The sequence below is a fragment of the Nonomuraea sp. NPDC001831 genome, from assembly GCF_042892035.1.
Taxonomy (GTDB): Bacteria; Actinomycetota; Actinomycetes; order Streptosporangiales; family Streptosporangiaceae; genus Nonomuraea.
The window spans coordinates 319,482-342,492 of the sequence record NZ_JBIATU010000004.1 but is presented as its reverse complement, the minus strand read 5'-3'; the positions used below and the strand labels follow the sequence as shown (position 1 = coordinate 342,492).

Genomic DNA, 23,011 nt, shown 5'->3' with positions numbered 1-23,011 from the left:
CGCCCCTGGACGGACGCTACTGCGTCCTCATCAGATCCCAGAAGGACCGGTGGCGGTCGGCGCCCGCCAGCCAGGGCGCGAGGAACCAGGCCTCCCACTCGCCGTCGGCGGTCCTGACGTGCGGGTTGAGCAGGTACTCGCCGTCATCCCCGTAGCCGACCAGCAGGGTGTCGCGTACGTACTCCTCCCGCAGGTTGACACAGTCCTGCTCGGCCCCGTAGACGAAGTAGAGCTCGTCGGGAACGCTGTAGGAGACCGGTTCTCCGGGCGACGGCCACAGCCCGGCGGCCTCGGGCTCAAGGTCGCGATACCAGCCGACCCGCGCGGCCGGCAACACGGTATGGCCGGACTCGTCGTCGCCCCAGCCGTCGGCGAACAGCAGGAACTGCCGGTAGCTCGGCGGCAGGGCCGTGCCCAGCCGGTCTTCGAGCCGGCTGACCTCCGCCTCGCCGGCCGGAGGGTGCAGGGCGTTGCCCGGCGCGGGCGGCGGGCCGTCGGGGCTCCGGGGGGTCAGGCCCTTCGCCGCGAAGAGGGCGGACCAGCCGTACTGGGTGTTCATGGCAGGTGACCGTATCCGTCGCGGCCGACATTCCGTCCGGTCCGGCGGCCGGATGACGGTTGGGATGATGGGGGCATGGACACCCCCATCCCGATCGACACCGATGCCTGGCCGCGCCGGCAGCACTTCGAGCACTACCGCCGGGCCGTCCCGTGCACGTACTCGATCACGGTGGAGATCGACGTCACCGCGTTCACGGCGGCGCTCGGCCGGTCGCGGCGCAAGTCCTACCTCGCGCAGGTGTGGGCGATCGCCACGGTCGTCAACCGGCACGACGAGTTCAGGATGTGCCTCACCGCCTCGGGCGAGCCGGCCGTCTGGCCCGTCGTGCATCCGGCCTTCACGGTCTTCAACCCCGAACGCGAGACGTTCGCGTGCGTGTGGGCGCCCTACGACCCCGACTTCGCCGCCTTCCACGACGTCGCCGCTCCCCTGCTCGCCGAGCACGGCCGCGCCACCGAGTTCTTCCCGCAGGGGCCGCCGCCGTCCAACACGTTCGACGTGTCGAGCCTGCCGTGGGCGTCCTTCACCGGGTTCAACCTCAACATCGGCGACAACTGGGACCACCTGGCCCCCATCTTCACCCTCGGCCGGTACACCGAGCGCGACGGCCGGGTCCTGCTCCCCCTCGCCCTCCAGGTGCACCACGCCGCCGCCGACGGGTTCCACTCCGCCCGGCTCGTGAACGAGCTCCAGGCCCTCGTCGCGGACCCGGCCTGGATCGACCGGAGCCCGGCCGGTTCACCGTCGCGCCCGTAGCGGGTGTCGCGTCGGAGAACCTTCGCCCCGTGGTGACGTGACGCGCCGTTCGCATGCCGGTCCGGGCGGCGCGAAGTCGGCCGCCTCGATCCCCCGTCGTCCGCCGCCGATCAGGGCAGGCGGGCGTGTTCGGCTCGGGTGGCGGCGATCCGCTCACGCGCGAGCGTACGGGCCCGGTCGGTGTCGTCGCCGGTGAGCCGGGCGAGGATCGTCGCGAGCGGGCTGACCTGGCCCCTGCCGCCCCAGTGCCCCTCGGGGATCTCGGTGGGGAAGACCCAGATCCGGCCGGCGTCACGGGGCCAGGCGCCGTTCTCCGCGTCGAGGATGGCCTCGGTGACCTCGGCGATGACGCTCGCGCGCTTCCGCTCGTCGAGCTGGCCCTCGGGGACGGACGGGACGACCTTGTAGCGAGGCGCGTCCGCGGGTTGTCCGCCGACGTAGACGCCGGCCGGCCGGTGCAGCCAGAGCCAGGAGACGGAACGGCTCACCGGGTCGGCGGGGTCGAATCCCTCGTTGCGGATGAGGATCTCGGTGATGCGGTTCAGCAGGGCCGCCTCGGCGTCCGGCTGGAGCGCTCCGTCGGGGATGTACACGTCGAGCATGGGCATGGCCGATCTCCTCTGTGAGTTTAGTTCTTCAACTCAGGCCGGGAGTCTACGAGGGCTGAGTACAGCTTGTAAACCCAGATGGGTACACTCCTCCCATGGAGACGCGGCGAATCGACCCGGTGAACTGCTCGGTGGCGCGCGCCCTCTCGGTGGTGGGGGAACGCTGGTCGCTGCTGATCGTCCGTGAGGCGCTGGACGGCGCGCGCCGGTTCGGCGAGTTCCACTCCCGCCTCGGGATCGCCAAGAATCTCCTGGCCACCCGGCTCGAGACCCTGGTGACCGCGGGAGTGATGCGCCGCGTGCCCTACCAGGAGCCCGGGGACCGGCAGCGCTTCGCCTACGAGCTCACCGAGCAGGGCCGGGCGTTGCGGCCCACGCTCGTGGCGCTCCTGGAATGGGGCGACACGTACCTCGCCGACCCCCAGGGCCCGTCCGTCATCGTCCGGCACCGGCCCGTCGATGACGCGAGCTCCTGCGACGAGCCGGTCAAGATCGTCCTGGAGTGCGCCGCGGGGCACCGCCACCTCGCCCCGGAAGACGTCTGCCGCACTCCCGGACCGGGCGCGCGCTTCGTGGAAACCCCCTGAGATCCCATGCCCGTTCCGCCCCCGCTAGGGACAGGGTCGTCCGAGGTGAGGGTTCTCCCGGGGACCTGTCGGGGGCATCCCTGATGCAGGCCGCGGCGAGGCCGGACAGGATGGACGGCATGAAGATCACTGCGATCGCGGGCGGCCTGCTGGCCTCCGCGGTGCTCCTGACCGGGTGCGGCCTGGACGCCATCGGCAAACCGAAGAACGAGGAGACCAGCACGTACCAGGTCAAGGAGAAGGTGCAGCGGCTTCACCTCAGAAGCGGCAGCGGGAACGTGACCGTCACCGAGTCGGACGCCGCCCATGTCAGCGTGACCGAGAGGCTCTACTGGAGCAACGACAAGCCGCGGGCCGCGCACAAGGTGGAGGGCGGCACGCTGTCCGTCTCCTACGACTGCGCGAAGTCGTGGGGCACCTGCGGGGTCGAGTACCAGGTGGAGGTCCCCAAGGGGGTGCCGGTCGACCTGGACGCCGGTTCGGGCGATCTCACCCTGCGGTCGCTCACCGGCCCTCTGGACCTGGAGGCCGGCTCCGGCGACATCAAGGGTGACGGCCTGGGCGGCAAGAAGCTGCTGGTCAAGGCGGGATCCGGCAAGATCACCCTGAAGTACGCGGTCGCGCCGGAGAGCGTCGAGCTGTCGGCCGGTTCGGGCGACGTCGTGCTCACCGTCCCCGACGAGACCTACGACGTGAAGGCCAGTACGGCCTCCGGCGACGCCGGCATCTCGGTCAAGAAGGACGGCTCCTCGCCGCGCAAGATGTCACTGACCACGGGTTCCGGAGACATCACCGTCTCCGCCGGGTAGCCGGCACCCCGCGCAGCGCCGGATCACGGGCGGTCGCGCCAGGGTTCAAGCCTGCGGGCTGGTGTCCTCGAGGACGTCGTAGCCGACGAAGTGGAACATGCGCTCGCCGAGAGCCAGCGGCTGCGGCCGGCCCGTGTAGCGATGCACCCCCACGCCGAAACCCGCCTGGGGGTCGGACAGCCACGTCCGGTCGAATCCTCGCTCCTCGAACCAGGCGCAGATCAGCGGAACCCGGTCCGGCGCGCGGCGGTGCCGCGTCCAGATGACGGTGGCGCCGGTGGCGCACAGCTGTGGGCAGAACCCGATCGTGCGCTCGATGTCCTCGTCGGTGATGTTGCCGAACATCCCGCAGGCCAGCACGATGTCGGCCGGCACCAGGGCCTGGTAGTGGTCGGTGAGCGCGGCGTCAGCCGTCACCACCTCGACCTGGTCCAGCCCTGCGGCCGCGGCCGCGGCCCGGGCGATCGCGGCGTTGCCTGGATCCAGTTCGACCAGGCGCGCCCGGACGTCGCCACGACGGGGATGATCGGCCATCACGCCGAGAAGGTCACGGCCTTGCCCCGAGCACAAGCTGATCACCTTCAGCGGACCAGGCGGGCGAGCGTCCAGTGCCGGCCGAAGCTGGTCCTGGACGACCTGCAGCCGCCGCGCCAGGACGGAGTCGTCAAGGTCGTACTCGTCATGCCAGGTCTGCCAGTCCATGACCGCACCCTACGGCCGCCCTGTCGAACAGTCCCGGCGAATGCCGCAAACGTGTCCGTCAGGTCTGCGCGTCCTCGCGAGGGCGAGCGTCCCGGGCGTTGACTTTGTCGCAAGGAATGACGCACCATATTGCTACAAAGCTTGCGACAAAAGGAGGAGGCATGACGAACGCTTCCACGTCCGACGCCGGACCGCCGCCGGCCGACGTCCGGTCCGCCGAGACCTGGCTGCGGCGGCACGGCCTGGGCGACGGCACGCCGACGCCGTTGCTGGCCACGCGCCTGGCGGTGCGGCGGCGGGTGCGGCTGCTGGGCAGCGTCCTGCTGGCCGCGCTGATCATCGCGGCCTCCCTGGCGCAGGTCGCCGCCCTGCCGGGAGCCTCCGGCGGCGCCGGGCCGGGCCGGCCGGCGCCGATGCTGGCGCTGAGCGGGTCGATCGTCGCGCTGCTGCTGACCCAGACCCTGCTGGACGCCTGGGTGCGGCGCGTCGACCGGCGCGCCGGGGCCACGCTGCCGCGACGGGTGGCCCATCCGGTGCGGCTCGGCTGGGCCGCCCTGCTCGGACGGCCCTACGCCGTCGTGGCGGGCGCCACCTTCGCCTGCGCGTTCGCGCTGGGGGTGAGCGCGCTGGCCGTCACCGAGGGCACCGCACGGTACGCCGCCGTGGTGCTGCTGGTCGCCGTGACCGGAGTCGCCCTCGTCGCCGTCCTGCAACTGCGCGAGACGCTGGCCCGGCCCGTCGTGGCCGAGGACGAGATCTCCCTGACGGCCGACGTCGTCATGCGGATCGAGGACGCCCGCGAGAGCTACGCGCCGCCCGTGTTGTGGACGCTGCCGGTGGTGCTGCTGTCCGGGTTCGCGCCCGGGTGGTGGAGCGCCGCCGCGGTGGGTTTCCTGGTGCTGGGGGTGCTCGCCCTGGTCGCCGTCCATGTCAGGACGCCGTCGTACGCGGCCACGGCGCGGCGCGCGGTGGGCCTGCGATGATCGTCATCGATGCGGGCTCGCCGGTGCCGCCGTTCGAGCAGTTGCGGGCCCAGCTCGCCCGGCAGATCCAGAACCGCACGCTCGCCGTGGGCGCCCGGCTGCCGACCATCCGCCACCTGGCGGCCGACCTCGGCCTGGCCGTCAACACGGTCGGCCGGGCGTACCGGGAGCTGGAGGAGGCGGGGCTGATCGAGACGCGCGGGCGGGCGGGCTCGTTCGTGTCGGCCGCCGGCGAGGAGGGCCGGGAACGGGCCCGCCGGGCGGCTGCCGACTACGCCGCCGTGATCGCCAGCGTCGGCCTCGACGCGGCCGAAGCACTCCGCATCGTGCAGGCGGCCCTGACGTCCGGCACGGTGGCACCGGCCTCTCCATGACGGCACCCTTGCGGCGGGCGGGGAAGGCCCTCCTCCCCGCAGCTCCTTTTGCGAGGGCCTATGCCGAGGCGATCCAGACGTTAATGAGTTGGGTAAGACGTGCCAGCCCCAGATGCAGACGTCGAGCCGAGGGGTAGAAGCCGATCATGGCCACCAAAACGGTCGACGTCACATTGGCGTCCATCCAGAACAAAAGCCCTTTCGGTGTGTCGCCGACCGGCACCATATGCGTGAGAACCGTCCGCGCCGTGGACGACGAGCAAATCTATCAGAATGAGGTTCTATATTCGCGCCTGGACCGCGAAGAGCCGATGCACCCGAGTGGCGCCACATATGTTCCGGCAGGCCAGAGCCTCACTTACAACGTGACCAGACGGCTCGACGTCTCTTACTACGGGCTGGCCAGCTCGGTCAATCAAATGCTGATCTTCTATCGGGACCTGACGGAATACATAGTGGTGACCGGCCAGGTCCACGAGGAGCCATATCAAGGCAGCTACAATCGCAAGGTACGCTACGACGAGATCGACGGATTCCAGGCAATCACGCTTGACTACGAAGCCATATACCAGAATGTCACGGCCAACCTGCGCGTGACCTATACGGTGAACCTGGTTTCTTCCTCCGGATAGCGGATGCGCTCACACTGTTGCGGCCGCCCTGCTTCACGGCCGACGTACTGGATCTTGTGGCAGGATCGCGGGATGCTGCGACTCACCGACTTCATCATCGACTGCCCGGATGCGCTGAAACTGGCGGCCTTCTACTCCGCGGTGACGGGTCGCCCGGTCAAGGAGGGCAGCCACGAGAACTGGGCCGGCATCCAGTTCGGCGAGATCGAGCTGGCCTTCAACCCGGTGGAGCACTACCGCGCCCCGCAGTGGCCCGACAGCGAGCACCCCAAGCAGTTCCACCTCGACTTCGAAGTCGACGACGTCGAGGCCGAGCAGAGCCGCGTCCTGGCCCTCGGCGCGTCCCTGCGGCAGGAGTTCATCGGGCCCAACGGCTACGGGTGGCGCGTCTACACCGACCCCGTCGGCCACCCCTTCTGCCTGTGCCGCAACAAGGGTGTCGTCTGGACCGACCAGGGCCCCGTCTGGCCCGACCGCGCCCAGTAGCTGTCGCCGACAGTTCTCCGATCCCCCGCCGGCGTCAATCGCGGGAGGAGGAAACGTCCGGATGTGGCCGCGTCGAGCCGAGCGTGACCGGCTTGTCGGGCATGCGCACCCGTAGATCGCGAGCCGGCGCGCGCCGGTCGGACGCCGTGTCGGACGCGGCGGCGGGCGCCGGGGCGCCACCGGGCATCCCGCCCGTCGTGAAGTCCCACCACACGCCCGGCACCTCGTGGGCGACGACGGTGTCGGCGGTGGCCGTGCCGCCGTCGTAGCCGAGGGTGTAGATGAGGCGCTGGTCGTCGTCGGTGATGAACGCCGTCACCGGCCACGACTGCCCCGGCGCGCCGCCCGCCAGATGGGTGACGCCGCCCCGGTAGCTGCGCAGGCTGCGCACCGAGTCGTCGTCGGTGTACTCGTAGGCCAGCGCGGTGCCCTTCTGACTGAGGAACAGCGCCTTGCCGTGACCGTTGACGTCCTCGGGGACCAGGCAGTTGCCCGCGCCCGGCGTGGCGCCGCCGATCCTGGCGACCATCAGGCACGAGGTCTGGGACGGATGCGCGGTGAACCGCAGCGCCACCACCTGCCCGTCGCCGGAGATGATCGGGTCGCCGACGTCGGCGCCCGGGAAGATCTCCGTCGTGCCGCCGGCGGCGGCGTCGTACAGCCAGGTGCGGTACTTCTGGGCGGTGGCGTCGTAGGTGGACCAGGTCACCCGGTTGCCGTCGCCGGACAGGACGCCCTCGCCCGTCGAGGTCGGGCAGTCGCCGTCGGTCTGGGAGTCGCACGAGGTCAGCTTCTGCGCCGCGCCGCCCTTGACCTGCCGGTACAGGTTCCACCGGGAGGTGGCCGAGTGCACGTCCAGCTTCTTCCAGTACACGACCGCGTGCCCGTCGTCGCTGACGGCGGAGACGTAGCCGTACTCCTCCAGCGTCCAGGAGGTCCTGGCGGCGATGTCGTGCACGACCGACCTCGGGGTCAGCACACCGGTCCACTCCAGCGAGGTGAAGGCGACCACGTTGCCGTTCCGGCCGGCCAGCGGGCCGCCGACGAAGCCGGTGACCGGGGTGACGCCGTCGGCGCCCATGGACACGACCTGCGTGCCGCCGCCCTGCGTGTCCTTGCGCAGGATGAACGGCGCCGTGCTGGAGGGCGCGCGCCGGTCGTCCGGCATGAGGTTGCTGCGCGCCTTGGTCAGGAAGAAGATGTAGCGGCCGTCGCCGGAGGCCGCGGCGCCGGTGGTGCCGCCGGCCGTCCCGGAGGAGTCGGGGCGGCCCTGCGTCTCGGTGCTGCCCGCGAGGTCCGCGCCGAGCGTGGAGGGCGGGCCGAGGAAGATCACGTCCGTCGGCGTCAGCTTCAGCGGCGCGGACGGCTCGCCGCTGCCCTGGGCGTTCTGCGCGATCACGGTGACGCTGTACGTCACCCCGGGCGTGAGCCCCTGGACGAGCTGGTGCGTCGCGTCGCCGCCATAGGCGAACGCACGCGCGGTCCCGCTGCCGTCCTCGGCCGTCGCGGTCACCACGTAGCCGGAGATGTCGCTCATGCCGGTGTCGGCGGGCGGCGACCAGCTCACGGTGGCCCCGCGCAGCGTCGGCGCGGTGTAGGTGTCGAGCTTGGGCGGTCCGGGTGTGCCGTACTTGGTGCCGACCTCGACCCCGCCGCGGGCCTGCAGCTGCGGGTGCCCGCCGGTCGCGGGGCTGGTCACCTCGACCTCGGCCACGCCCTCCTTCGCGGAGTTGTACAGGCCGTCCGCGGTCAGCGTGCCGGGGCCGCTGATCAGCTTCCACTGGGTGACGACGTCGTCGGGATAGCCGGAGACGCTGACCTTGAACTGGTAGTTCTGGCCCGGTCCCACCCCGCCGAGCTGAGGGGTGACCTTGATGCCCTGGAACGCGCCCGCGGCGTGGGTGACCGTCCAGAACGAGCTGATGATGTCGTCCTTGCGCCAGACCGAGTAGTCCTTGCCGATCGCGCCCAGGTCGATGGCGGCCCCGAGCCGGGCCAGCACCCGCAGTTCCCACCACGGGTTCTGCGTGGTGTCGGCCTTGAGCTGCACGCCCGGCACGTCCACCACCAGGGCGGGGCCCGCCAGGCCGTACAGCAGGAGCTCGACGTCGGTGGAGACGGCGGCGGTGACCGTGCCGTCGCCGTAGGCCCCCACGCCGCCGTCGCTGTAGAAGCCCGGGCCGCCGTCGTTCGGGGTGCAGGACGTGCCGCTCTTGCCGGTGTGGCAGCGCGTGCCGAACTGCTTGTCCCAGTGGACGGCGAAGCTCAGCCCGACCGTCGCGGACGCCTCGACCGACAGCGCGACCGAGAAGCGCACGCACACCACGACCGGCACCTTGCCCACCATGAACGAGAAGCACGGCCCGTTGACGTGCCCGAGGTGCACCCGCTTGTCGAAGGCGAACCCGAGGCCCTGCTTCACCCGCACCTCGGAGCTGATCTTCGTGGTGTTGCTGATGTCCACGCCCCGGCCGGCGGAGTCGGTGCTGGCGCCCATCTTGGTGTCCTGGTCGATCACCGCCCAGCCCTCGACCTTCGTGACCGAGCGGCCCTTCTGCTCGAACGACTCCTCGAACTCGATGACCAGGTTCCCGTCCCGCAGGCCGATCCGCGGCCCGGCCGCCCGGTTACTGGTGTTCTCGACGGGTTTGACGAGCCGCGCCCCCGGCACCGACGGCACGAACTCCACCTGGTCGCCGGAGTCCACGCGGCCGTCGGTGGCGAAGTTGGCGTCGGTGAAGGCGTCGCTCAGCGACGCGGCCGTGGTCGAGACGACGAACCGCCCGTTCTGCAGCGCGGTGCCGGACACCTTGCCGAAGAACCCTTCGGGGGTGCGTTCGGTCTGGCCGATGACGAGCAGCGTGCCCGCGGTGAGCCCGGTGACCTCCGCCGGCGGGTTCTCGAACTCCAGGACCCGCCCCCGTACGGCCCGCAGCGTGGCCGCCGCCTGCGGGGACAACACCCGCGGCTCGCTCTTGACCGTGAGCTTCGGCGTGATCGCCTCGGTCGGGGCGCTGGCCGTGCCGGTGCCCGCGGCGTTGGCGGCGCGCACGGTGAAGGTGTAGGCCGTGGCGGGGTCCAGCCCCGAGATCGTGGCGGTGGTGGCGGTGACCGTCGCGGTCTTCCCGCCGGGGCTGGCCGTCACCGTGTAGCCGGTGACGGGGCCGGTGCCGACGTCGGCGGGCGCGTCCCAGCTGACCTGGACGCTGCCGGAGGCCGGGAGCCCGGCCCGCAGGTGCGTCGGCGCGCCGGGCGGCCGGCTCGCCGCCGGGGTGACCGCCGCCGCGGTGCTCGGGACGCTCGCGCCCACCGCGTTCCTGGCGACGACCGAGACCGTGTACGCGGTGCCGTTGGCCAGCCCGGTCACCGAGGCGACCGTCGTGTCGGGCGGCGTGTCGACGGTCCGGCCGCCGGGCTGGACGGTCACCGTGTACCCGGTGATCGGCGAGCCGCCGTCCACCGCGGGCGCCCACTGCACGTCCACGCGCTGGTCGAGGGGGGTCACCAGCAGCGCGGGCGGGGACATGGGCACCTCGGCGGGCGCCGGGCGCACCGCGTCCGAGGGCGGCGACGGGTCTCCCGCGCCCGCCGCGCCGACCGCGGTGACGGTGAAGGAGTAGTCGGTGCCGTTGGTCAGGCCGGTGACCGTGGCCTGCGTGTCCGTCGTGTTCACGGTGGCGCCGCCGGGTGAGGCCGTCACGACGTAGCCGGTCACGCCCGCGGCGCCGGTCTCGGGCGGGGCCCAGGTGACGCGTACCGCGCCGTCCCTGCCGTACACGCCGGTGACGAACGGGCGGCCGGGCCGGCCGGCGACGCCGGGGGTGACCGGGTCGGCGGGCGCGGAGGCGTCGGAGACCCCGCTCGCGTTGGCCGCCGTGACGGTGAAGGTGTACGCGGTGCCGTTGGTCAGGCCGGTGACCGTGGCCTGCGTGTCCGTCGTGTTCACGGTGGCGCCGCCGGGTGAGGCCGTCACGACGTACCCGGTGATCGCCGAGCCGCCGTCGGAGGCGGGCGCGCGCCAGGTGACCTTCGCCGTACGGTCGCCCGGCGTCGCGGACACCCCGAGCGGCGGCGAGGGACGGGTGACCGCCCCGGCCGGCGTCACCGGCGCGGACGCGGCCGACTTCGCCGAACTGCCCACCGCGTTGGCGGCGGTCACGGTGAAGGTGTACGCGGTGCCGTTGGCCAGGCCGGTGACCGTGGCCTTCAGCAGGTCGCCGGAGACCGTCGCGGCCCTGCCACCGGGGGCGGCGGTGACCGTGTACCCGGTGATCGGCGCGCCGCCGTCCGCGGGACGCTGCCAGGAGACGGTCGCCGACGCGTCGCCCGCCGACGCGCTCACGCCGGCCGGGGCGGACGGCACGGACGCCGACGCGTAGTAGTCGAAGGTGTCGACGGTCACGCTCACGCTCGCGGTGCCGGTGTTCAGGATCACGAACGTGCCGCCGGCGCCGACCTTCACCGGCACCAGGCTCGACCAGAAGTCGTTCGGCTGGTACGCGATCGAGCCGCCGCCCGGGATGCTCGACTGGCCCGTGGGGTGGACGCGCAGCAGGCCGTTCGCCGTGCCCTTGGCGGTGATGTTCACGCCGACCGCGCTCACCCCGGAGGCCGGCACACCGCCCTTGCCCAGCGGGGCGACCGTGTACGAGGCGCCCGCCGCCACCGTCACGGAGGTGAGGGTCCGTGACGGGGCGACGGGCGCCAAGACCGAGGAGGCGACCGTGGCGGCGGGGGTCGCGAAGTAGCCCGCCACGTCGGCGTACACCGTCAGCGCGGCGGCCCCGTTGTTGTTGACGGCGATCTTGCCGTCCGTGCCGAGGGCCGCGATGACCAGGTTCGACTGGAAGTAGGAGGGCCGGTAGTCGATGTTCGACCCGACGGGCAGCGTGCCGCCGGACGGGTAGGCGATCATCTTGCCGGACCCGGTGCTCTTCACCGCGAACGTCAGCGCCACGTACGCCACCCCGGAGGCCGGCACGCCGCCCACCCCCGCCACCGCGAACGTGGCGGTCGAGTTGGCCGCGACGGTCTGGTTGCCGATGACCCGGCCGGTGTCCAGCGGCACGTACCGGGCTCCCGCCGTCGCGGCGGCCGTCGCGGTGTAGTACCCGTGCACGTCGGCGTAGACGTTGACGGCGGCCGTGCCGGTGTTCTTGACCTTGAGCGCGCCGTCCGGGCCGAGCTTGACCGTCACGAGCTGGTCGTCCCACACGCCGGACCGGTAGCGGGTGCCCGTCACCGCGGGCGCCGCGGCCAGGTCGGAGGGGAAGACGATGAGGCCGCCCGCCGCGCTCGCGCCCTTGGCCGCGAAGTTCACCGCGACGCTCGCGACCCCGCTCGCGGGCACCGCGCCCACCCCCGCCACCTTGACCGTGGTGGTGGCCCCCGCCGCGACCGACACGTTGCTCAGCACCCGGGCCCGGACTCCGTAGAACTGGCCCGGTCCCGGCTGAACCGACGCGGCGGCGGCCGGGGGCGCCCCCGCCACCACGAGGATCCCGGAGAAGACCAGCATGAGTGCTGACAACCATCGCATGACCACACTGGCCTCCAGGATCGCTCCGTGTTGCGCGGCTGACGCTATCAATGGCCCTGAGCTCGTGAAATACGGCGAAAAATAGAGATTTTTCGTCTATCAACCGCCGTACGGCGGCTTGTCCGGCTGCAACTTCGGCGGTAGCCGCCGTCACCGTCCGGGGTCATGCCGTAAAGGCGGTCGGCGCGCGGCGGACTCACTCTCCGAGGTGGAGGCCGGGCTCGCTCGCTGACTCCAGCGCCTCTGCCGTCAGGTGATAAATGTCGCGGTGCTGATAAATGAGCTCGCCGTCTTCCGTTTTGCAGGCGACCCCGAACGGCTCCTCCGGTGGACTGTGCACGTCTTTCCCCAACGCCTCATCCACTTCCAGAAACCAGGTGACGCCCGCGATCGGCACCCCGGAAGGGAAGGGGAAGGGGATTCGATCGCCGTTCGCGTGCATGATCTCGTAAATGGCGCTCTGCACGTCCGGTACGGCCTCATGGACTTCTTCCGGGCCTGCGTCAGGCTGTGTCCGCCGGTAAGCCTTGCGTCCCTCTTCGAGAAGTCGGCCGATGTCTTCGATGCGGTAATCGATGCGGGACAGAATCGAAATCGTCGCTCCTGGCGCATCGACCTTTTCGAGGGCGGTGAGCGGCTGTTCGTGCTTCGGCTCACACATTGCGTACTTCACCGGTCCCTTTTCCTGGTCGCCTTGGCCACGCGTCGATGAGGTTATCGTCCGTACGGGTGATCAGCAGGCCGAAGGCGGCGCCGGAGACGCCCGCGATCAATGCCATCCCCACGTCGGCGACCCCGGCGGACGACGACGCCGCGAGACCGAGTACGGCCGGCGCCATGAGGACGAGGTCGCGGACGACGTGCGTCCACCCCATGGGCGTCCGCGAGTCGCCGCCGAAGCAGCGACACGGTACGGCCGCGCCCCGCCGTACGACGAGGGCGGTGGCGACGGCGAAGGAGGCGAGCAGCGCCGCCGCCAGCGCGAACCCCAGCACCGCCGCCCACCGGCGGGGCGTCGCCACCAGCACGATCACCGCGCCCTCCCCCACGACGACCGCGACCGCTACCAGGACGGCGTTCGAGCGCCACGGCGTCATGTCCCCGACCGACCTGACGAACCGCGCCCACGGCTCACGCCCGGAGATCTTGCCCCACAGTGCGAGCGCGAAGACGGTGACCAGCAGAACCCGGCATCCCACCTCGACGTAGCTCATGACGCGAATGGTGCGTCCCCCGGCTCAACGATTTCTCAATGCCGTCCGGGCCCTGTGCGCGATCCGCTGACGGCCCGCCGGCTCCGGCCGGTCGGCGGCCCCCGCGGCGCCTTCCGCAGCAACTTCCCGTCCCTGACGACCACCGGGGAGCCGAGTCCCACCACGGCTCATCGCGGTTCGGGCGCTCCGGGCTGTTCCGGGCGGCGTCCCCATGCCGAGATCAGCGGCGCGAGGGTGAGGTCGAGCTCGCCGGCGTCGACGGCGGCCAGGTGCGCGTCGATCTCGGCGTCGTCGGCCAGACCGGCGGCGAGCAACTCGGCGCGGACCATGCGCACCGTCGCGGCCTCCAGCCGGTCGCAGGCCACCCCGCCGACCGGGAAGCAACCGGCCGCCGCGACGTCGACCAGGCCGGCCGCCCGCAACGCCCGCGGCAGCGTACGGCCGTAGCGCAGGTCGGCGCCGCGACGGGTCAGCAACTCCCGGACGGCGCGCCGCAGCCGGTTGGCGCGCCGCTGTGCCGGGCCGACCTCGTCGAGGCAGGCCAGCGGCTGCAGCTCGGTGTCGGCGTCCTCGATCAGCAGCCGGCCACCGGGACGCAGCGCCGCCGCCATCGTCGCCAGCGCCCGCGCCCGGTCGGGCACGTGGACGAGCACGAGCCGGGCGTGCACCAGGTCGAACGTGCCCGGCTGCGGCGGCGGGTCGGCGACGACGTCGTGCCGGAGCACCTCGTACCCGGCGTGCGGGTCCAGCCAGGTGGGATCGATGTCCGTGGCCAGCACGTAACCGCTCGGCCCGACGGCCGCGGCGAGCGCCTCGGGAATGCCGGGGCCGCCCGCGCCGACTTCCCAGCAACGCCAGCCCGCCGTCAGGCCGAGCCGGTCGAAGTGCCCCCGGGTGACGCCGTCGAACAGCTCGGCCAGCCAGGTGAACCGCTCGCCCGCCTCCGCCCGGGCGTTGTCCAGCAAGTAGCGGTGATCCGGGGCAGACCCGGAGGTGTGGGACGCTGCGCCGGCGGTATCCCCCGGCCCGCCTGAGGTCGTGTCCGGCGGACCGGCGGTATTCCCCGGCCCGCCTGAGGTCGTGTCCGGCCCGGACCCGCGGCCGGCGGAGGACTGTGATGAACTCATGCCCACATCCTCACGATCTTCCCCGTGCCGTGTCAGCACGACAGAGGATTCAGCCGCCGAGCGAGGCCAGGGCCCGGCGAGTGACGTCGGCCGGGGCGGCGGCGATGACGTCGTCGAGCGCGTCCATGGAGGCCTGGAGGTCGCTGATGGCCTGGGCGATGCGGTCGCGCTCCTGGTGGAGGTCGGCGAGCAGGTCCGGGCAGGTGGGGACGAGGCGGTCGCCGGCGTCCCGCAGGCACGGCAGGACCGTCATGATCGTCGAGGTGTTCAGGCCGGCGGCCAGCAGGCTGCGGATGCGGCGGACGACGGCGACGTCCTCCTCGACGTACTCCCGGTAGCCGCTGGGGCGCCGCTGCGGGTGCAGCAGCCCCTGTTCCCCGTAGTAGCGCAGCAGGTGGACGGCCACGCCGGTCCGCCGGGACAGCTCACCGATGCGCACGACGACCTCCTGACGGCGAGCCGGTCATCACCCCGCCCGCCTTGACTCTCATATCGATGTGAGACTTTAGCGTCTACGCCATGAAGATGGACAAGGGTTTCGCGACGCTCGCGGCATTGTGCTCAAGCGTCTTCGTCGTGGGCACCTCGGAGTACCTGATCGCCGGGTTGCTGCCCCAGGTCGGAGCTGATCTCGACGTCTCCGTGGGCACCGCCGGGCAAGCCGTGACCGCCTATGCGCTCGGAGTGGTGGCCGGCGGGCCGCTCATGGCCCTGCTGACCTCGCGTCTGCCGCGCAAGGGGCTCGCCGTGGGCCTGATGCTGCTGTTCGCGGTGGGCAGCGCGATCAGCGCGGCGGCGCCGTCGTTCGGCCTGCTGCTGGCGGGCCGCGTGGTGTCCTCGCTCAGCCACGCCGCCTTCCTGGCTCTGGCGCTGGTGACGGCGACCCGGGTGGTCCCGGCCGAGCGGACGGGCTCGGCCATCGCCACCGTGGCCTCCGGCTTCACCGTGGCCACGCTCCTCGGCGTGCCCCTGGGCGCGCTGCTCGGGGAGAGCGCCGGTTGGCGGGCGCCCTTCGCCGTGCTGACCGTCCTGTCCCTGGTGGGCACCGTGCTTCTGGCGGCCGTCCTGCCCCGGCAGGAGGCGCCGTCCACGCGGCTGCGTGACGAGCTGCGCGTGGTGACGCGCCGGCCGGTCATGCTCGCCATCGCCACCACCGCGGTGGGCTTCTCCGGGGTCGCCACGGTGTTCACCTACATCGCCCCGCTGCTGACCCGCGTCTCCGGCTTCTCCGCCGCGGCGGTCTCCGGCCTGCTGCTCGCCTACGGCGCGGGCAGTTTCATCGGCAACCTCACTGCCGGCAGGCTGACCGACAAGTCGGTGAGCGCCACCGTACGGGGGGTCTTCGGCGGGTTGGCGGGGACGCTCCTGCTGGTCCCGTTCGCCGTGGTGTGGCAGCCTGCCGCCGTGGCCGCGGTCCTGATGCTCGGCCTGCTCGCCACCGCGACCATCGCCCCGCTGCAGGGACTGATCCTGCACCACGCGGGCGCCGCCCCGAACCTGGCGGTCTCCGCCAACGTCGGCGCCTTCAACCTCGGGGCCGCAGCCGGCTCGGTCATCGGCGGCACGATCGTCGCCGCCGGCGCCCTGCGGTGGACCGGCCTGGCGGGCGCGGCCCTGAGCCTGATCGGACTGGCCCTCACCTACCTCGCCCTTCCCCGCCCGCGGACCTCGCCGAAGGACGCCGAACACGAAACCCCGATCGCCGTCTGACCCCACCCGGCAGGGAAGGGTGGGGAGTTTGGCAGTCTTGGTGCTATGTATCCCGCTTCTGCGCTTGGTGAGTTCCTGCGGTCTCGACGGGCCCGGCTGCGGCCTGAGGACGTCGGCCTGAGCTCAGGGGTCAGGCATCGGCGCGTCGCGGGGCTGCGCAGGGAGGAGCTGGCGCCGCTGGCCGGAGTCAGCGTCGGCTACTACACCCGCCTGGAGCAGGGGCAGAGCCCCAACGTCTCGGACGACGTCCTGGACGCCGTGGCCCGCGTCCTGCGGCTGGACGACGACGAGCTGGCCCATCTGCACCGGCTGGCCAGGGCCGCCCGCGCCGGGGCGAAGGCCAAGCCGGAGCAGCTGCGTCCCGGCATCAGGCTGATGGTCGACGCCTTCACCGACCGGCCCGCGATCGCGGTCGGCCGGCGGGGCGACATCCTGGCCTGGAACCGTCCGGCGCACGCGCTGCTCGCCCCGCACTGGCCCTTCGAGGGGGCGGAGAAGCCGAACTTCGTCCGCCTCGACTTCCTGGAGCTGGAGTTCTCCCGCGGGCTGTATGTCGACTGGACGCAGAAGGCCCGCGACGACATCGCCTACCTGGAGGGCTCCCTGAGCCGGTTCCCCGCCGACGAAGGGCTGACCGCGCTGGTCGAGGAGCTGCTGGCGCTCAGTCCTGAGTTCCGCTCGATGTGGACCGAGCACCCGGTGAGCAACTGCGCCTCCATCTCGCGCGACTACCGGCATCCGGAGGTGGGCGTCATGACCCTCACCGCCGAGCTGCTGCGCACGCCCGACGACGAAGGGCAGGGTGTGACGGTCTTCCAGGCCGAGGCGGGTTCGCCGTCGGAGGAACGGTTGCGGCGGCTGGCCGAGCTGGCCGCCGCCGTCTCACCGTAGGGCCTCGGGAGCACGTCACGCGGCCGGGGCGGGGCGGCGCAGCAGGGCCCCGCCGACGAATGCGCCGGTCAGCGCCACGGCGCCGGCCACCAGGAAGGCGGCGTGCAGGCCGCCGAGGGTGGCCGACGCCTCGGTGGCGGCGGAGGCGAGCGCTTCCGTACGGGCGGCGGCGATCGCGGTGAGCCCCGCCACGCCGACGGCTCCGACGAAGGTGGGCATCTGGGCGAGGCTTCCCGCCACGCCCTGGTCGGCCTCGTCCAGCCCGGACGTGATGGTCGTGACGGCGGCCACCACCGTCAGGACGTGCCCGAACCCCATGGTGGCCGACGTCGCCAGCAGCAGGACCAGGCCGCCCTGGGCCGGCAGGAACACCATGGCGGCGGTGCCGGCGGCCTGCACGGTCAGGCCGGTGACGATGGTCGCCGCCGTCCCGCGCGTGCTGATCATCCTGGCCGCGAAGCCGCCCGCGACCAGGGCCGCGACGCCCTCCCCGAGGAAGCCGAGCCCGGTCTGCAGCGGCGTGTAGCCCAGGACGTCCTGCATGTGGATGCTGAGCAGCAGGGTCGCGCCGCCGCACATCCCGAAGGTGACCAGCCCGACCGTCATGCCCCACTTGACCGTCCTGCGGCGCAGCAGCCGCAGCGGTACGAGCGGGGCCGCGTGCCGCGCCTCGACGGCCAGGAACCCGCCCAGCAGCAGGACCGCGGCCGTCAGCGTCGCCAGCGTCGGCAGGCTGCCCCAGCCCGCCGACCCGCCGGTCGAGATGCCGTAGACCAGGGCGAACAGGCCGCCGCTCGCCAGGAGCGCGCCGGGCGCGTCGAGCCTGGCGCGGCCGCGTACGGCCGTCTCCCGCACCACCGTCACCGCGCCCGCCATGATCAGGACGCCGATGCCGAACAGGATGAGCATCGTCCAGCGCCAGTTCAGGCCGCTGGTGATGAGGCCGCCGCCGATCGTCCCGACGACGAAGCCCAGCGACAGCAGGGCGCCGTTGACGCCCAGCGCCCTGGTGCGCTGCGGCCCTTCCGGGAACGTGCCGGTCATCAGCGCCAGCGCGGTCGGGCCGATCATGGCCGCGGCCACGCCCTGTCCCGCGCGGGCCGCCACCAACAGCCCCGGGGTCGGCGCCAGCCCGGCCAGCAACGAGAACGCCGAGAACGCCGCCACGCCGATGACGAACAACCGGCGCCTGCCCACCATGTCGGACGCGCGTCCGAACAGGGGCATCAACGCGGCCGTCGGCAGCAGGCAGGCCGTGGCCACCCACTGCAGCGCCGAGGCGGAGGAGAAGCCGAGGTCCCTGCCGATCTCCGGCAGCGCCACCGTGATGATCGAGTAGTCCAGCCCGGTCATCAACGTCGCGCCGCACAACGTGATGAGGACGAGCCAGCCGCGCGGCCCCCATCGCGGGTCGTGCCGGCAGCGGTCATGTCGTGGGTTTCGGTCGTCATGCGGCCAGCGTGCGGCCGGCCGCGAAGATCAACCAGAGCCCTGCTGAAGGTACCTCTGTCAGGTGCAGGACGGGCGGGCGCGGGATCGCGTCGGGCAATTCGTCAAGGGCGCTGCAAAGTCACCGAGGCGGAGAGCTGGGTGAGCAACTCCAATTGATCGAAATAGAGGCGCAGACTCGTTATGAGCCCGTCTTCCACCGTGCAGACATAACAGCAACGCAAACGAAGGGGACGCCCCGTCGCGGTCAGCACCTGACCGTCGGCCATGGCGTACGGCCCTCGGTGAGTTCCCACCATGAGCAGCTCGTCGACGGTCGTGGCCTCGCCCTCGGAGGACTCCGTGATCACGGCCCGGACGTCGGGGAACGCCGTCCAGAACTCCTCCAGATAGGAGGCCAGCTCGGCGTGTCCCTGGGAAACGCCTTCGGGGCTGATGGACACCCCGGTCGGGCTGAAAGTGCTGAGCAGTGCCTTCATGTCGTGGGCGTTGAACGCATCCGTATAGCGGTCGCGTACGTCGCGGGCAACATTCATGGCACCGGATCCTCCTCCTTCGCTCGATGCCCGACGCGGCTGTCGATATGCGGTCGAATTGCCAACGCAGGCTAAATCCGTCCACTCGGCGAGGTAGAATTCTGGGCCTTTCACAAAGGCACGTGGCGTAGCGGCAGGTGACGGAGGGTCACCGGGCGCCTGTTGACGCGAACGTGAGGAAAGGATACGTTCCGGTAGATTTCACGGTTGTCCAAGGGAAATCCGGTGAGATGCCGGTGCGGACGCGCCACTGTATCCGGGACGCAGATCCCGGGAGCCAGGTCGCTTGGCAGCCGTGACCTCGTGATATGGGACGCGTGACCCCTGAGGAGGCTTGACATGACCGGGCTGTCCACCCCGTCGACGATTCCCTTTCCCCGCCTGCGCCCTTGGCTGCTGCTGGCCGTGCCCGTGCTGCTGCTGGTCGCCTACCTGGTTCTGATGGACAACGGCGCCATCTCCCAGACCGGCACCTTCCTGCACGAGCTGATGCACGACGGGCGTCACCTGCTCGGCGTGCCCTGCCACTGAGGGCCGGGCATGGTACGCACCTTCCTGGCCAGAGGTCTGCTCATCGGGCTGCTGGCCGGGCTGATCGCGGGCGCCTTCGCCTTCGCCTTCGGTGAACCTCGCGTGGACCACGCGATCGCCCTGGAGGAGGCCGCCGCCCAGGCCGGGGCGCCCGATCCGGACGCCGGGACGGCCGAGCACGGCCACGCCGAGGCGGCCGAGCACGGTCACGCCGAACCGACCGGGCACAGTCACGGCGAGGACGCCGTGGTCAGCAGGCCCGTGCAGAAGGCGGGGCTGTTCCTGGCCACCGGGCTCTACGGGCTCGCCGTGGGCGGGGTGTTCGCCCTGGTGTTCGCCGGGCTGCGCGGGCGGGTCGGCCCGCGTTCCGACGGGCGGCTGGCGGTGGCCGCGGCCGGCACGGCGTTCGCCGCGATCATCCTCGTACCTTTCGTGAAGTATCCGGCCAACCCGCCTGCGGTGGGCGATCCGGATGCCATCAACAGCCGCACGCTGCTCTACGTGGTGATGATCCTCGTCGGGCTGGCGGCGACGGCGATCGCGGTGGCGACGGCCCGCCGCGTCGAGGGCGGCCCGTGGGCGCGCTGGACGGCGGCGGCGGTCGCGTTCCTCGTGCCCGTCGTCGCCGCGTGGTGGTTGTTGCCGGCGGTCAATGAGGTGCCCGAGGGGTTCCCCGCCACGCTGCTGTGGGAGTTCCGGCTCGCCTCGATCGGCACGCAGCTCGTCTTCTGGGCGGCGTTCGGCGTGCTGTTCGGCTGGGCGAGCGACCGGGCCGAACGGCGCGCGGCGGCTCATCCGCTGGTCGCGGCGCCGAGCTGAGCAAGGTGCTGTTCGTCCGGCATGCCACGACGCCGGGGATGCGGGCCGGGTGCTTTCCCGCCGACGAGGACGCCGACGCGGCGAGCCTGACCAGGGCCGCCGCGTGGGGTTCCGTCGAGGCGCCGGCGGCATGGACCGCTCCCGGCAGGGCCGCGCGGCAGACGGCCGCCGCCATGGGGCTGGCGGCCCGCGAGGTTCCCGCCCTGGCGGAGGCGGACTGCGGCCGATGGCGGGGCCTGCCGTACGGGCGGGTCGCGCTGGAGGAGCCGGACGCGCTGGCGAGCTGGCTGGCCGACCCGCACGCCGCCCCGCACGGCGGTGAGTCGTTGAGCGCGCTCGCCGCCAGGGTGGCGGGCTGGCTCGACTCGGTGCGGGACGAGCCGCGGGCCGTCGTGGTCTGCGACGCGGGCGCCATCAGGGCGGCGCTCGGCCATGCCCTGGGGCTGGATCCGCTGCGCGCGGCCCGTTTCGACCTGGCCCCTCTGTCCACCACCGAGCTGACCGTCGCGCGGGACGGCTGGCGGGTGGTCCACGTCAACCGGAAGGCTGAGTCTTGATCGTCACCTATCCGTTCAGCGCCGTCGTCGGGCTCGGCGACCTGAAGCTGGCGCTGGTGCTGAACGCGGTGTCGCCCCGGGTGGGCGGCGTGCTCGTACGCGGCGAGAAGGGAACGGCGAAGTCAACGATCGTGCGGGCGCTGGCGGCCCAGTTGCCGACGGTGGCCGTGGTGCCCGGGTGCCGGTTCGCCTGCGATCCCGTCGTCCCCGACCCCGAGTGCCCGGACGGGCCGCACGGGCCGGGCGCCGGGCGGGTGGAACGGCCGGCCGCCCTGGTGGAGCTGCCGGTCGGCGCGTCGGAGGACCGGCTGGCCGGCTCGCTCGACGTGGAGCGGGCGCTGACGGAGGGGGTGAAGGCGTTCGAGCCGGGGCTGCTGGCGGCCGCCCACCGCGGCGTCCTGTACGTGGACGAGGTGAACCTCCTGCACGACCACCTCGTGGACCTGCTGCTCGACGCGGCCGCGCTGGGCACGTGCTACGTCGAGCGCGAGTCGGTGTCGGTGCGCCATGCCGCCCGGTTCCTGCTGGTGGGCACCATGAACCCGGAGGAGGGCGAGCTGCGTCCGCAGCTTCTGGACAGGTTCGGGCTGACGGTCGAGGTCAGGGCGTCCCGCGACCCGCGGGAGCGCGCCGAGGTGGTGCGGCGGCGGCTGGCCTTCGAGGCGGACGCGGCGGCGTTCGCGCGTCGATGGGCGGCAGAGGAAGCGGCGCTGGCGGCCCGCATCGCCGCCGCGCGGTCCCGGGTCCCGGACGTGCGGTTGCCGGACGCCCGGCTGCGGCAGATCGCGACGGTGTGCGCGGCCTTCGAGGTGGACGGCCTGCGCGCCGACCTGGTGACGGCGAACGCGGCGATCGCCCACGCCGCCTGGCAGGGCCGCGACACGGTGACGACCGAGGACGTGCGGGCCGCGGCCCGGCTGTCGCTGCCGCACCGCAGGCGGCGCGATCCGTTCGACGCCCCGGGGCTGGACGAGGCGCTGCTCGACGAGCTGCTGGAACGCACGTCGGGCGACGACACCCCGGACGACAGCCCCGACGGCGGCCCCGGCGACTCCGGGCCCGGCGGTGCCGGCGGACCCGGGGGGACGCCGCCACCGGGCGACGGCACCGGACCGGGCACGCCGGACCATCCGGCCGGCGAACCCCTGGCGGACGGCCGGACGGCCCCCGACCCGCCGGGGTCCGCGGCCGCCGGTGCGGACGCGCCGCCGATGGCCGGGGACCCCGCTCCGGACGCGGCACCCGCCACAGGCGCGACGGCCTCCCGAGCGTCGGCGCCCCAGGCGGCCACGCAGGCGGCCTCCGAGGCGGCATCCCAGGCGGCCTCGCACGTGGCCTCGCAGGTGGCGGGCGTGGCGGCGCCGTACCGGGTGCCGCTGCTGGAGGTGCCGGGGGTCGGCGAGGGGGCGGTGGGCCGGCGGTCGCGGTCCCGGACCCGGCGCGGCCGGAGCGCCGGCGCGCGCCGCCCGCACGGCCCCGTACGCGACCTCCACCTGCCGGCGACGCTGCTGGCGGCGGCGCCCCACCAGCGGGAACGCGGCCACCGGGGCCCCGGGCTGGCGCTGCGCGGCGACGACCTGCGCGAGGTGGTGCGCGAAGGCAGGGAGGGCAACCTCGTGCTCTTCGTGGTGGACGCGAGCGGCTCGATGGCGGCGCGCAGGCGGATGACCGCGGTCAAGACGGCCGTGCTCAGCCTGCTCCTCGACGCCTACCAGCGGCGGGACAAGGTGGGACTGATCACGTTCCGGGGCGCCGGCGCGGAGGTGGCGCTGCCGCCCACCTCGTCGGTGGAGGCGGGCGCGGCCCGGCTGCGCTCCCTGCCCACCGGAGGCCGCACGCCGCTGGCGGCGGGGCTGGTGCGCGCGGCGGAGGTGCTGCGGGTGGAACGGCTGCGCGACCCCGCCAGGCGTCCGCTGCTGGTGCTGGTCACCGACGGACGGGCCACCGCCGGCGGTGACGTGGACAGGGCCGCCGCGCTGCTGGCCGGCACGACGTCGGTGGTCGTGGACTGCGAGGGCGGGCCGGTCCGGCTCGGCCTGGCCGTCCGGCTGGCCGCCCGGCTGCGCGCGCGGCTCGTGCCTCTCGACTCTCTGGCCGATCTCGGTTCGGTCGTCCGTGACCACAGGAAGGCGGTCTGAG

Annotated in this window: 23 protein-coding genes and 1 riboswitch; of the genes, 13 read left to right on the top strand and 10 right to left on the bottom strand. The window is 72.6% G+C overall.

All coding sequences use genetic code 11. The features are described 5' to 3' along the window. Nucleotides 1–16 precede the first annotated feature (16 nt). The gene (locus ACFYYW_RS16740; protein WP_387649584.1) at nucleotides 17–559 is read right to left on the bottom strand and encodes an SMI1/KNR4 family protein; all 543 of its coding nucleotides are present in this window, start codon (nucleotides 557–559) and stop codon (nucleotides 17–19) included. A 75-nt stretch (nucleotides 560–634) separates the two neighbouring features. On the opposite strand from ACFYYW_RS16740, the gene catA reads away from it, so the two are divergent. Continuing rightward, complete coding sequence (gene catA / locus ACFYYW_RS16735; protein ID WP_387649582.1) at nucleotides 635–1,318, top strand: type A chloramphenicol O-acetyltransferase; 684 nt, start codon at nucleotides 635–637, stop codon at nucleotides 1,316–1,318. A 110-nt stretch (nucleotides 1,319–1,428) separates the two neighbouring features. Here the strand turns inward: catA and ACFYYW_RS16730 are convergent, their stop codons facing one another. Beyond that, complete coding sequence (locus ACFYYW_RS16730; protein ID WP_387649579.1) at nucleotides 1,429–1,926, bottom strand: hypothetical protein; 498 nt, start codon at nucleotides 1,924–1,926, stop codon at nucleotides 1,429–1,431. A gap of 95 nt (nucleotides 1,927–2,021) precedes the next feature. Between ACFYYW_RS16730 and ACFYYW_RS16725 the strand changes: the two genes are divergently transcribed. Beyond that, nucleotides 2,022–2,513 carry a winged helix-turn-helix transcriptional regulator gene (locus tag ACFYYW_RS16725; RefSeq protein ID WP_387649576.1) on the top strand — a complete coding sequence of 164 codons (492 nt, stop codon included), beginning with the start codon at nucleotides 2,022–2,024 and terminating at the stop codon, nucleotides 2,511–2,513. A gap of 119 nt (nucleotides 2,514–2,632) precedes the next feature. After that, entirely contained in the window at nucleotides 2,633–3,322 is a 690-nt protein-coding gene (locus ACFYYW_RS16720) for a DUF4097 domain-containing protein (protein WP_387649574.1), read from the top strand. 45 nt (nucleotides 3,323–3,367) lie between these two features. On the opposite strand, the gene ACFYYW_RS16715 is transcribed toward ACFYYW_RS16720, so the two are convergent. After that, a complete protein-coding gene (locus ACFYYW_RS16715; protein ID WP_387649571.1) occupies nucleotides 3,368–4,024 on the bottom strand; it encodes an SAM-dependent methyltransferase in 657 nt (218 codons plus the stop codon). Between the two features lie 161 nt (nucleotides 4,025–4,185). Between ACFYYW_RS16715 and ACFYYW_RS16710 the strand changes: the two genes are divergently transcribed. From ACFYYW_RS16710 to ACFYYW_RS16695, 4 genes are all read left to right on the top strand, one after another. Continuing rightward, nucleotides 4,186–5,007, top strand: coding sequence for a hypothetical protein (locus ACFYYW_RS16710; RefSeq protein WP_387649569.1), 822 nt, complete (start codon nucleotides 4,186–4,188; stop codon nucleotides 5,005–5,007). Then, the gene (locus ACFYYW_RS16705; RefSeq protein WP_352330917.1) at nucleotides 5,004–5,381 is read left to right on the top strand and encodes a GntR family transcriptional regulator; all 378 of its coding nucleotides are present in this window, start codon (nucleotides 5,004–5,006) and stop codon (nucleotides 5,379–5,381) included. The genes ACFYYW_RS16710 and ACFYYW_RS16705 overlap by 4 nt, the downstream gene beginning before the upstream one ends. Before the next feature lie 146 nt (nucleotides 5,382–5,527). Beyond that, the gene (locus ACFYYW_RS16700; protein ID WP_387649566.1) at nucleotides 5,528–6,013 is read left to right on the top strand and encodes a hypothetical protein; all 486 of its coding nucleotides are present in this window, start codon (nucleotides 5,528–5,530) and stop codon (nucleotides 6,011–6,013) included. A 72-nt stretch (nucleotides 6,014–6,085) separates the two neighbouring features. Beyond that, nucleotides 6,086–6,499, top strand: a complete 414-nt coding sequence (locus tag ACFYYW_RS16695) for a VOC family protein (protein ID WP_352330919.1) — start codon at nucleotides 6,086–6,088, stop codon at nucleotides 6,497–6,499. Nucleotides 6,500–6,533: 34 nt separating this feature from the next. Here ACFYYW_RS16695 and ACFYYW_RS16690 read toward each other — a convergent pair whose 3' ends face one another. The 5 genes from ACFYYW_RS16690 to ACFYYW_RS16670 all read right to left on the bottom strand — a co-directional run bounded on the left by ACFYYW_RS16690 (nucleotide 6,534) and on the right by ACFYYW_RS16670 (nucleotide 14,818). Further along, nucleotides 6,534–12,029, bottom strand: a complete 5,496-nt coding sequence (locus tag ACFYYW_RS16690; RefSeq protein WP_387649563.1) for a fibronectin type III domain-containing protein — start codon at nucleotides 12,027–12,029, stop codon at nucleotides 6,534–6,536. Nucleotides 12,030–12,234: 205 nt separating this feature from the next. After that, complete coding sequence (locus tag ACFYYW_RS16685; RefSeq protein WP_387649561.1) at nucleotides 12,235–12,711, bottom strand: hypothetical protein; 477 nt, start codon at nucleotides 12,709–12,711, stop codon at nucleotides 12,235–12,237. Then, a complete protein-coding gene (locus tag ACFYYW_RS16680) occupies nucleotides 12,692–13,252 on the bottom strand; it encodes a MauE/DoxX family redox-associated membrane protein (RefSeq protein ID WP_387649559.1) in 561 nt (186 codons plus the stop codon). The genes ACFYYW_RS16685 and ACFYYW_RS16680 overlap by 20 nt, the downstream gene beginning before the upstream one ends. Before the next feature lie 167 nt (nucleotides 13,253–13,419). After that, the gene (locus ACFYYW_RS16675; RefSeq protein WP_387649557.1) at nucleotides 13,420–14,217 is read right to left on the bottom strand and encodes a methyltransferase domain-containing protein; all 798 of its coding nucleotides are present in this window, start codon (nucleotides 14,215–14,217) and stop codon (nucleotides 13,420–13,422) included. A gap of 211 nt (nucleotides 14,218–14,428) precedes the next feature. After that, nucleotides 14,429–14,818 carry a MerR family transcriptional regulator gene (locus ACFYYW_RS16670; protein ID WP_387649554.1) on the bottom strand — a complete coding sequence of 130 codons (390 nt, stop codon included), beginning with the start codon at nucleotides 14,816–14,818 and terminating at the stop codon, nucleotides 14,429–14,431. An 80-nt stretch (nucleotides 14,819–14,898) separates the two neighbouring features. Between ACFYYW_RS16670 and ACFYYW_RS16665 the strand changes: the two genes are divergently transcribed. Next, entirely contained in the window at nucleotides 14,899–16,089 is a 1,191-nt protein-coding gene (locus ACFYYW_RS16665; RefSeq protein ID WP_387649552.1) for an MFS transporter, read from the top strand. Nucleotides 16,090–16,134: 45 nt separating this feature from the next. Then, nucleotides 16,135–16,980 (top strand): helix-turn-helix transcriptional regulator, encoded by an 846-nt coding sequence (locus ACFYYW_RS16660; protein ID WP_387649549.1) that lies wholly within the window; start codon nucleotides 16,135–16,137, stop codon nucleotides 16,978–16,980. Nucleotides 16,981–16,995: 15 nt separating this feature from the next. On the opposite strand, the gene ACFYYW_RS16655 is transcribed toward ACFYYW_RS16660, so the two are convergent. Both ACFYYW_RS16655 and ACFYYW_RS16650 read right to left on the bottom strand, forming a co-directional pair. Then, nucleotides 16,996–18,351 carry an MFS transporter gene (locus tag ACFYYW_RS16655; protein ID WP_387649546.1) on the bottom strand — a complete coding sequence of 452 codons (1,356 nt, stop codon included), beginning with the start codon at nucleotides 18,349–18,351 and terminating at the stop codon, nucleotides 16,996–16,998. Between the two features lie 182 nt (nucleotides 18,352–18,533). After that, entirely contained in the window at nucleotides 18,534–18,965 is a 432-nt protein-coding gene (locus ACFYYW_RS16650; protein WP_364418969.1) for a nuclear transport factor 2 family protein, read from the bottom strand. Between the two features lie 175 nt (nucleotides 18,966–19,140). Then, nucleotides 19,141–19,270, top strand: a riboswitch (cobalamin riboswitch). Between the two features lie 34 nt (nucleotides 19,271–19,304). On the opposite strand from ACFYYW_RS16650, the gene ACFYYW_RS16645 reads away from it, so the two are divergent. The 4 genes from ACFYYW_RS16645 to ACFYYW_RS16630 are packed head-to-tail and all read left to right on the top strand — an operon-like array spanning nucleotide 19,305 to nucleotide 23,010. Further along, nucleotides 19,305–19,496 carry a CbtB domain-containing protein gene (locus ACFYYW_RS16645; protein ID WP_352320001.1) on the top strand — a complete coding sequence of 64 codons (192 nt, stop codon included), beginning with the start codon at nucleotides 19,305–19,307 and terminating at the stop codon, nucleotides 19,494–19,496. Between the two features lie 9 nt (nucleotides 19,497–19,505). Next, complete coding sequence (locus ACFYYW_RS16640; RefSeq protein ID WP_387649542.1) at nucleotides 19,506–20,315, top strand: CbtA family protein; 810 nt, start codon at nucleotides 19,506–19,508, stop codon at nucleotides 20,313–20,315. Nucleotides 20,316–20,320: 5 nt separating this feature from the next. Continuing rightward, the gene (locus ACFYYW_RS16635) at nucleotides 20,321–20,872 is read left to right on the top strand and encodes a histidine phosphatase family protein (protein ID WP_387649539.1); all 552 of its coding nucleotides are present in this window, start codon (nucleotides 20,321–20,323) and stop codon (nucleotides 20,870–20,872) included. Continuing rightward, on the top strand, nucleotides 20,869–23,010 hold the full coding sequence (locus ACFYYW_RS16630; protein ID WP_387649537.1) for a VWA domain-containing protein: 2,142 nt from the start codon (nucleotides 20,869–20,871) through the stop codon (nucleotides 23,008–23,010). Before ACFYYW_RS16635 ends, ACFYYW_RS16630 begins: the two co-directional genes overlap by 4 nt. The last annotated feature ends 1 nt before the right edge of the window (nucleotide 23,011 follow it).

Excerpts from the sequence above, each read along its gene's own strand:
- ACFYYW_RS16740 (WP_387649584.1), bottom strand. The coding sequence starts at position 559 with ATGAACACCCAGTACGGCTGGTCCGCCCTCTTCGCGGCGAAGGGCCTG.
- catA (WP_387649582.1), top strand. The coding sequence starts at position 635 with ATGGACACCCCCATCCCGATCGACACCGATGCCTGGCCGCGCCGGCAG.
- ACFYYW_RS16730 (WP_387649579.1), bottom strand. The coding sequence starts at position 1,926 with ATGCCCATGCTCGACGTGTACATCCCCGACGGAGCGCTCCAGCCGGAC.
- ACFYYW_RS16725 (WP_387649576.1), top strand. The coding sequence starts at position 2,022 with ATGGAGACGCGGCGAATCGACCCGGTGAACTGCTCGGTGGCGCGCGCC.
- ACFYYW_RS16720 (WP_387649574.1), top strand. The coding sequence starts at position 2,633 with ATGAAGATCACTGCGATCGCGGGCGGCCTGCTGGCCTCCGCGGTGCTC.
- ACFYYW_RS16715 (WP_387649571.1), bottom strand. The coding sequence starts at position 4,024 with ATGGACTGGCAGACCTGGCATGACGAGTACGACCTTGACGACTCCGTC.
- ACFYYW_RS16710 (WP_387649569.1), top strand. The coding sequence starts at position 4,186 with ATGACGAACGCTTCCACGTCCGACGCCGGACCGCCGCCGGCCGACGTC.
- ACFYYW_RS16705 (WP_352330917.1), top strand. The coding sequence starts at position 5,004 with ATGATCGTCATCGATGCGGGCTCGCCGGTGCCGCCGTTCGAGCAGTTG.
- ACFYYW_RS16700 (WP_387649566.1), top strand. The coding sequence starts at position 5,528 with ATGGCCACCAAAACGGTCGACGTCACATTGGCGTCCATCCAGAACAAA.
- ACFYYW_RS16695 (WP_352330919.1), top strand. The coding sequence starts at position 6,086 with ATGCTGCGACTCACCGACTTCATCATCGACTGCCCGGATGCGCTGAAA.
- ACFYYW_RS16680 (WP_387649559.1), bottom strand. The coding sequence starts at position 13,252 with ATGAGCTACGTCGAGGTGGGATGCCGGGTTCTGCTGGTCACCGTCTTC.
- ACFYYW_RS16665 (WP_387649552.1), top strand. The coding sequence starts at position 14,899 with ATGAAGATGGACAAGGGTTTCGCGACGCTCGCGGCATTGTGCTCAAGC.
- ACFYYW_RS16660 (WP_387649549.1), top strand. The coding sequence starts at position 16,135 with ATGTATCCCGCTTCTGCGCTTGGTGAGTTCCTGCGGTCTCGACGGGCC.
- ACFYYW_RS16650 (WP_364418969.1), bottom strand. The coding sequence starts at position 18,965 with ATGAATGTTGCCCGCGACGTACGCGACCGCTATACGGATGCGTTCAAC.
- ACFYYW_RS16645 (WP_352320001.1), top strand. The coding sequence starts at position 19,305 with ATGACCGGGCTGTCCACCCCGTCGACGATTCCCTTTCCCCGCCTGCGC.
- ACFYYW_RS16640 (WP_387649542.1), top strand. The coding sequence starts at position 19,506 with ATGGTACGCACCTTCCTGGCCAGAGGTCTGCTCATCGGGCTGCTGGCC.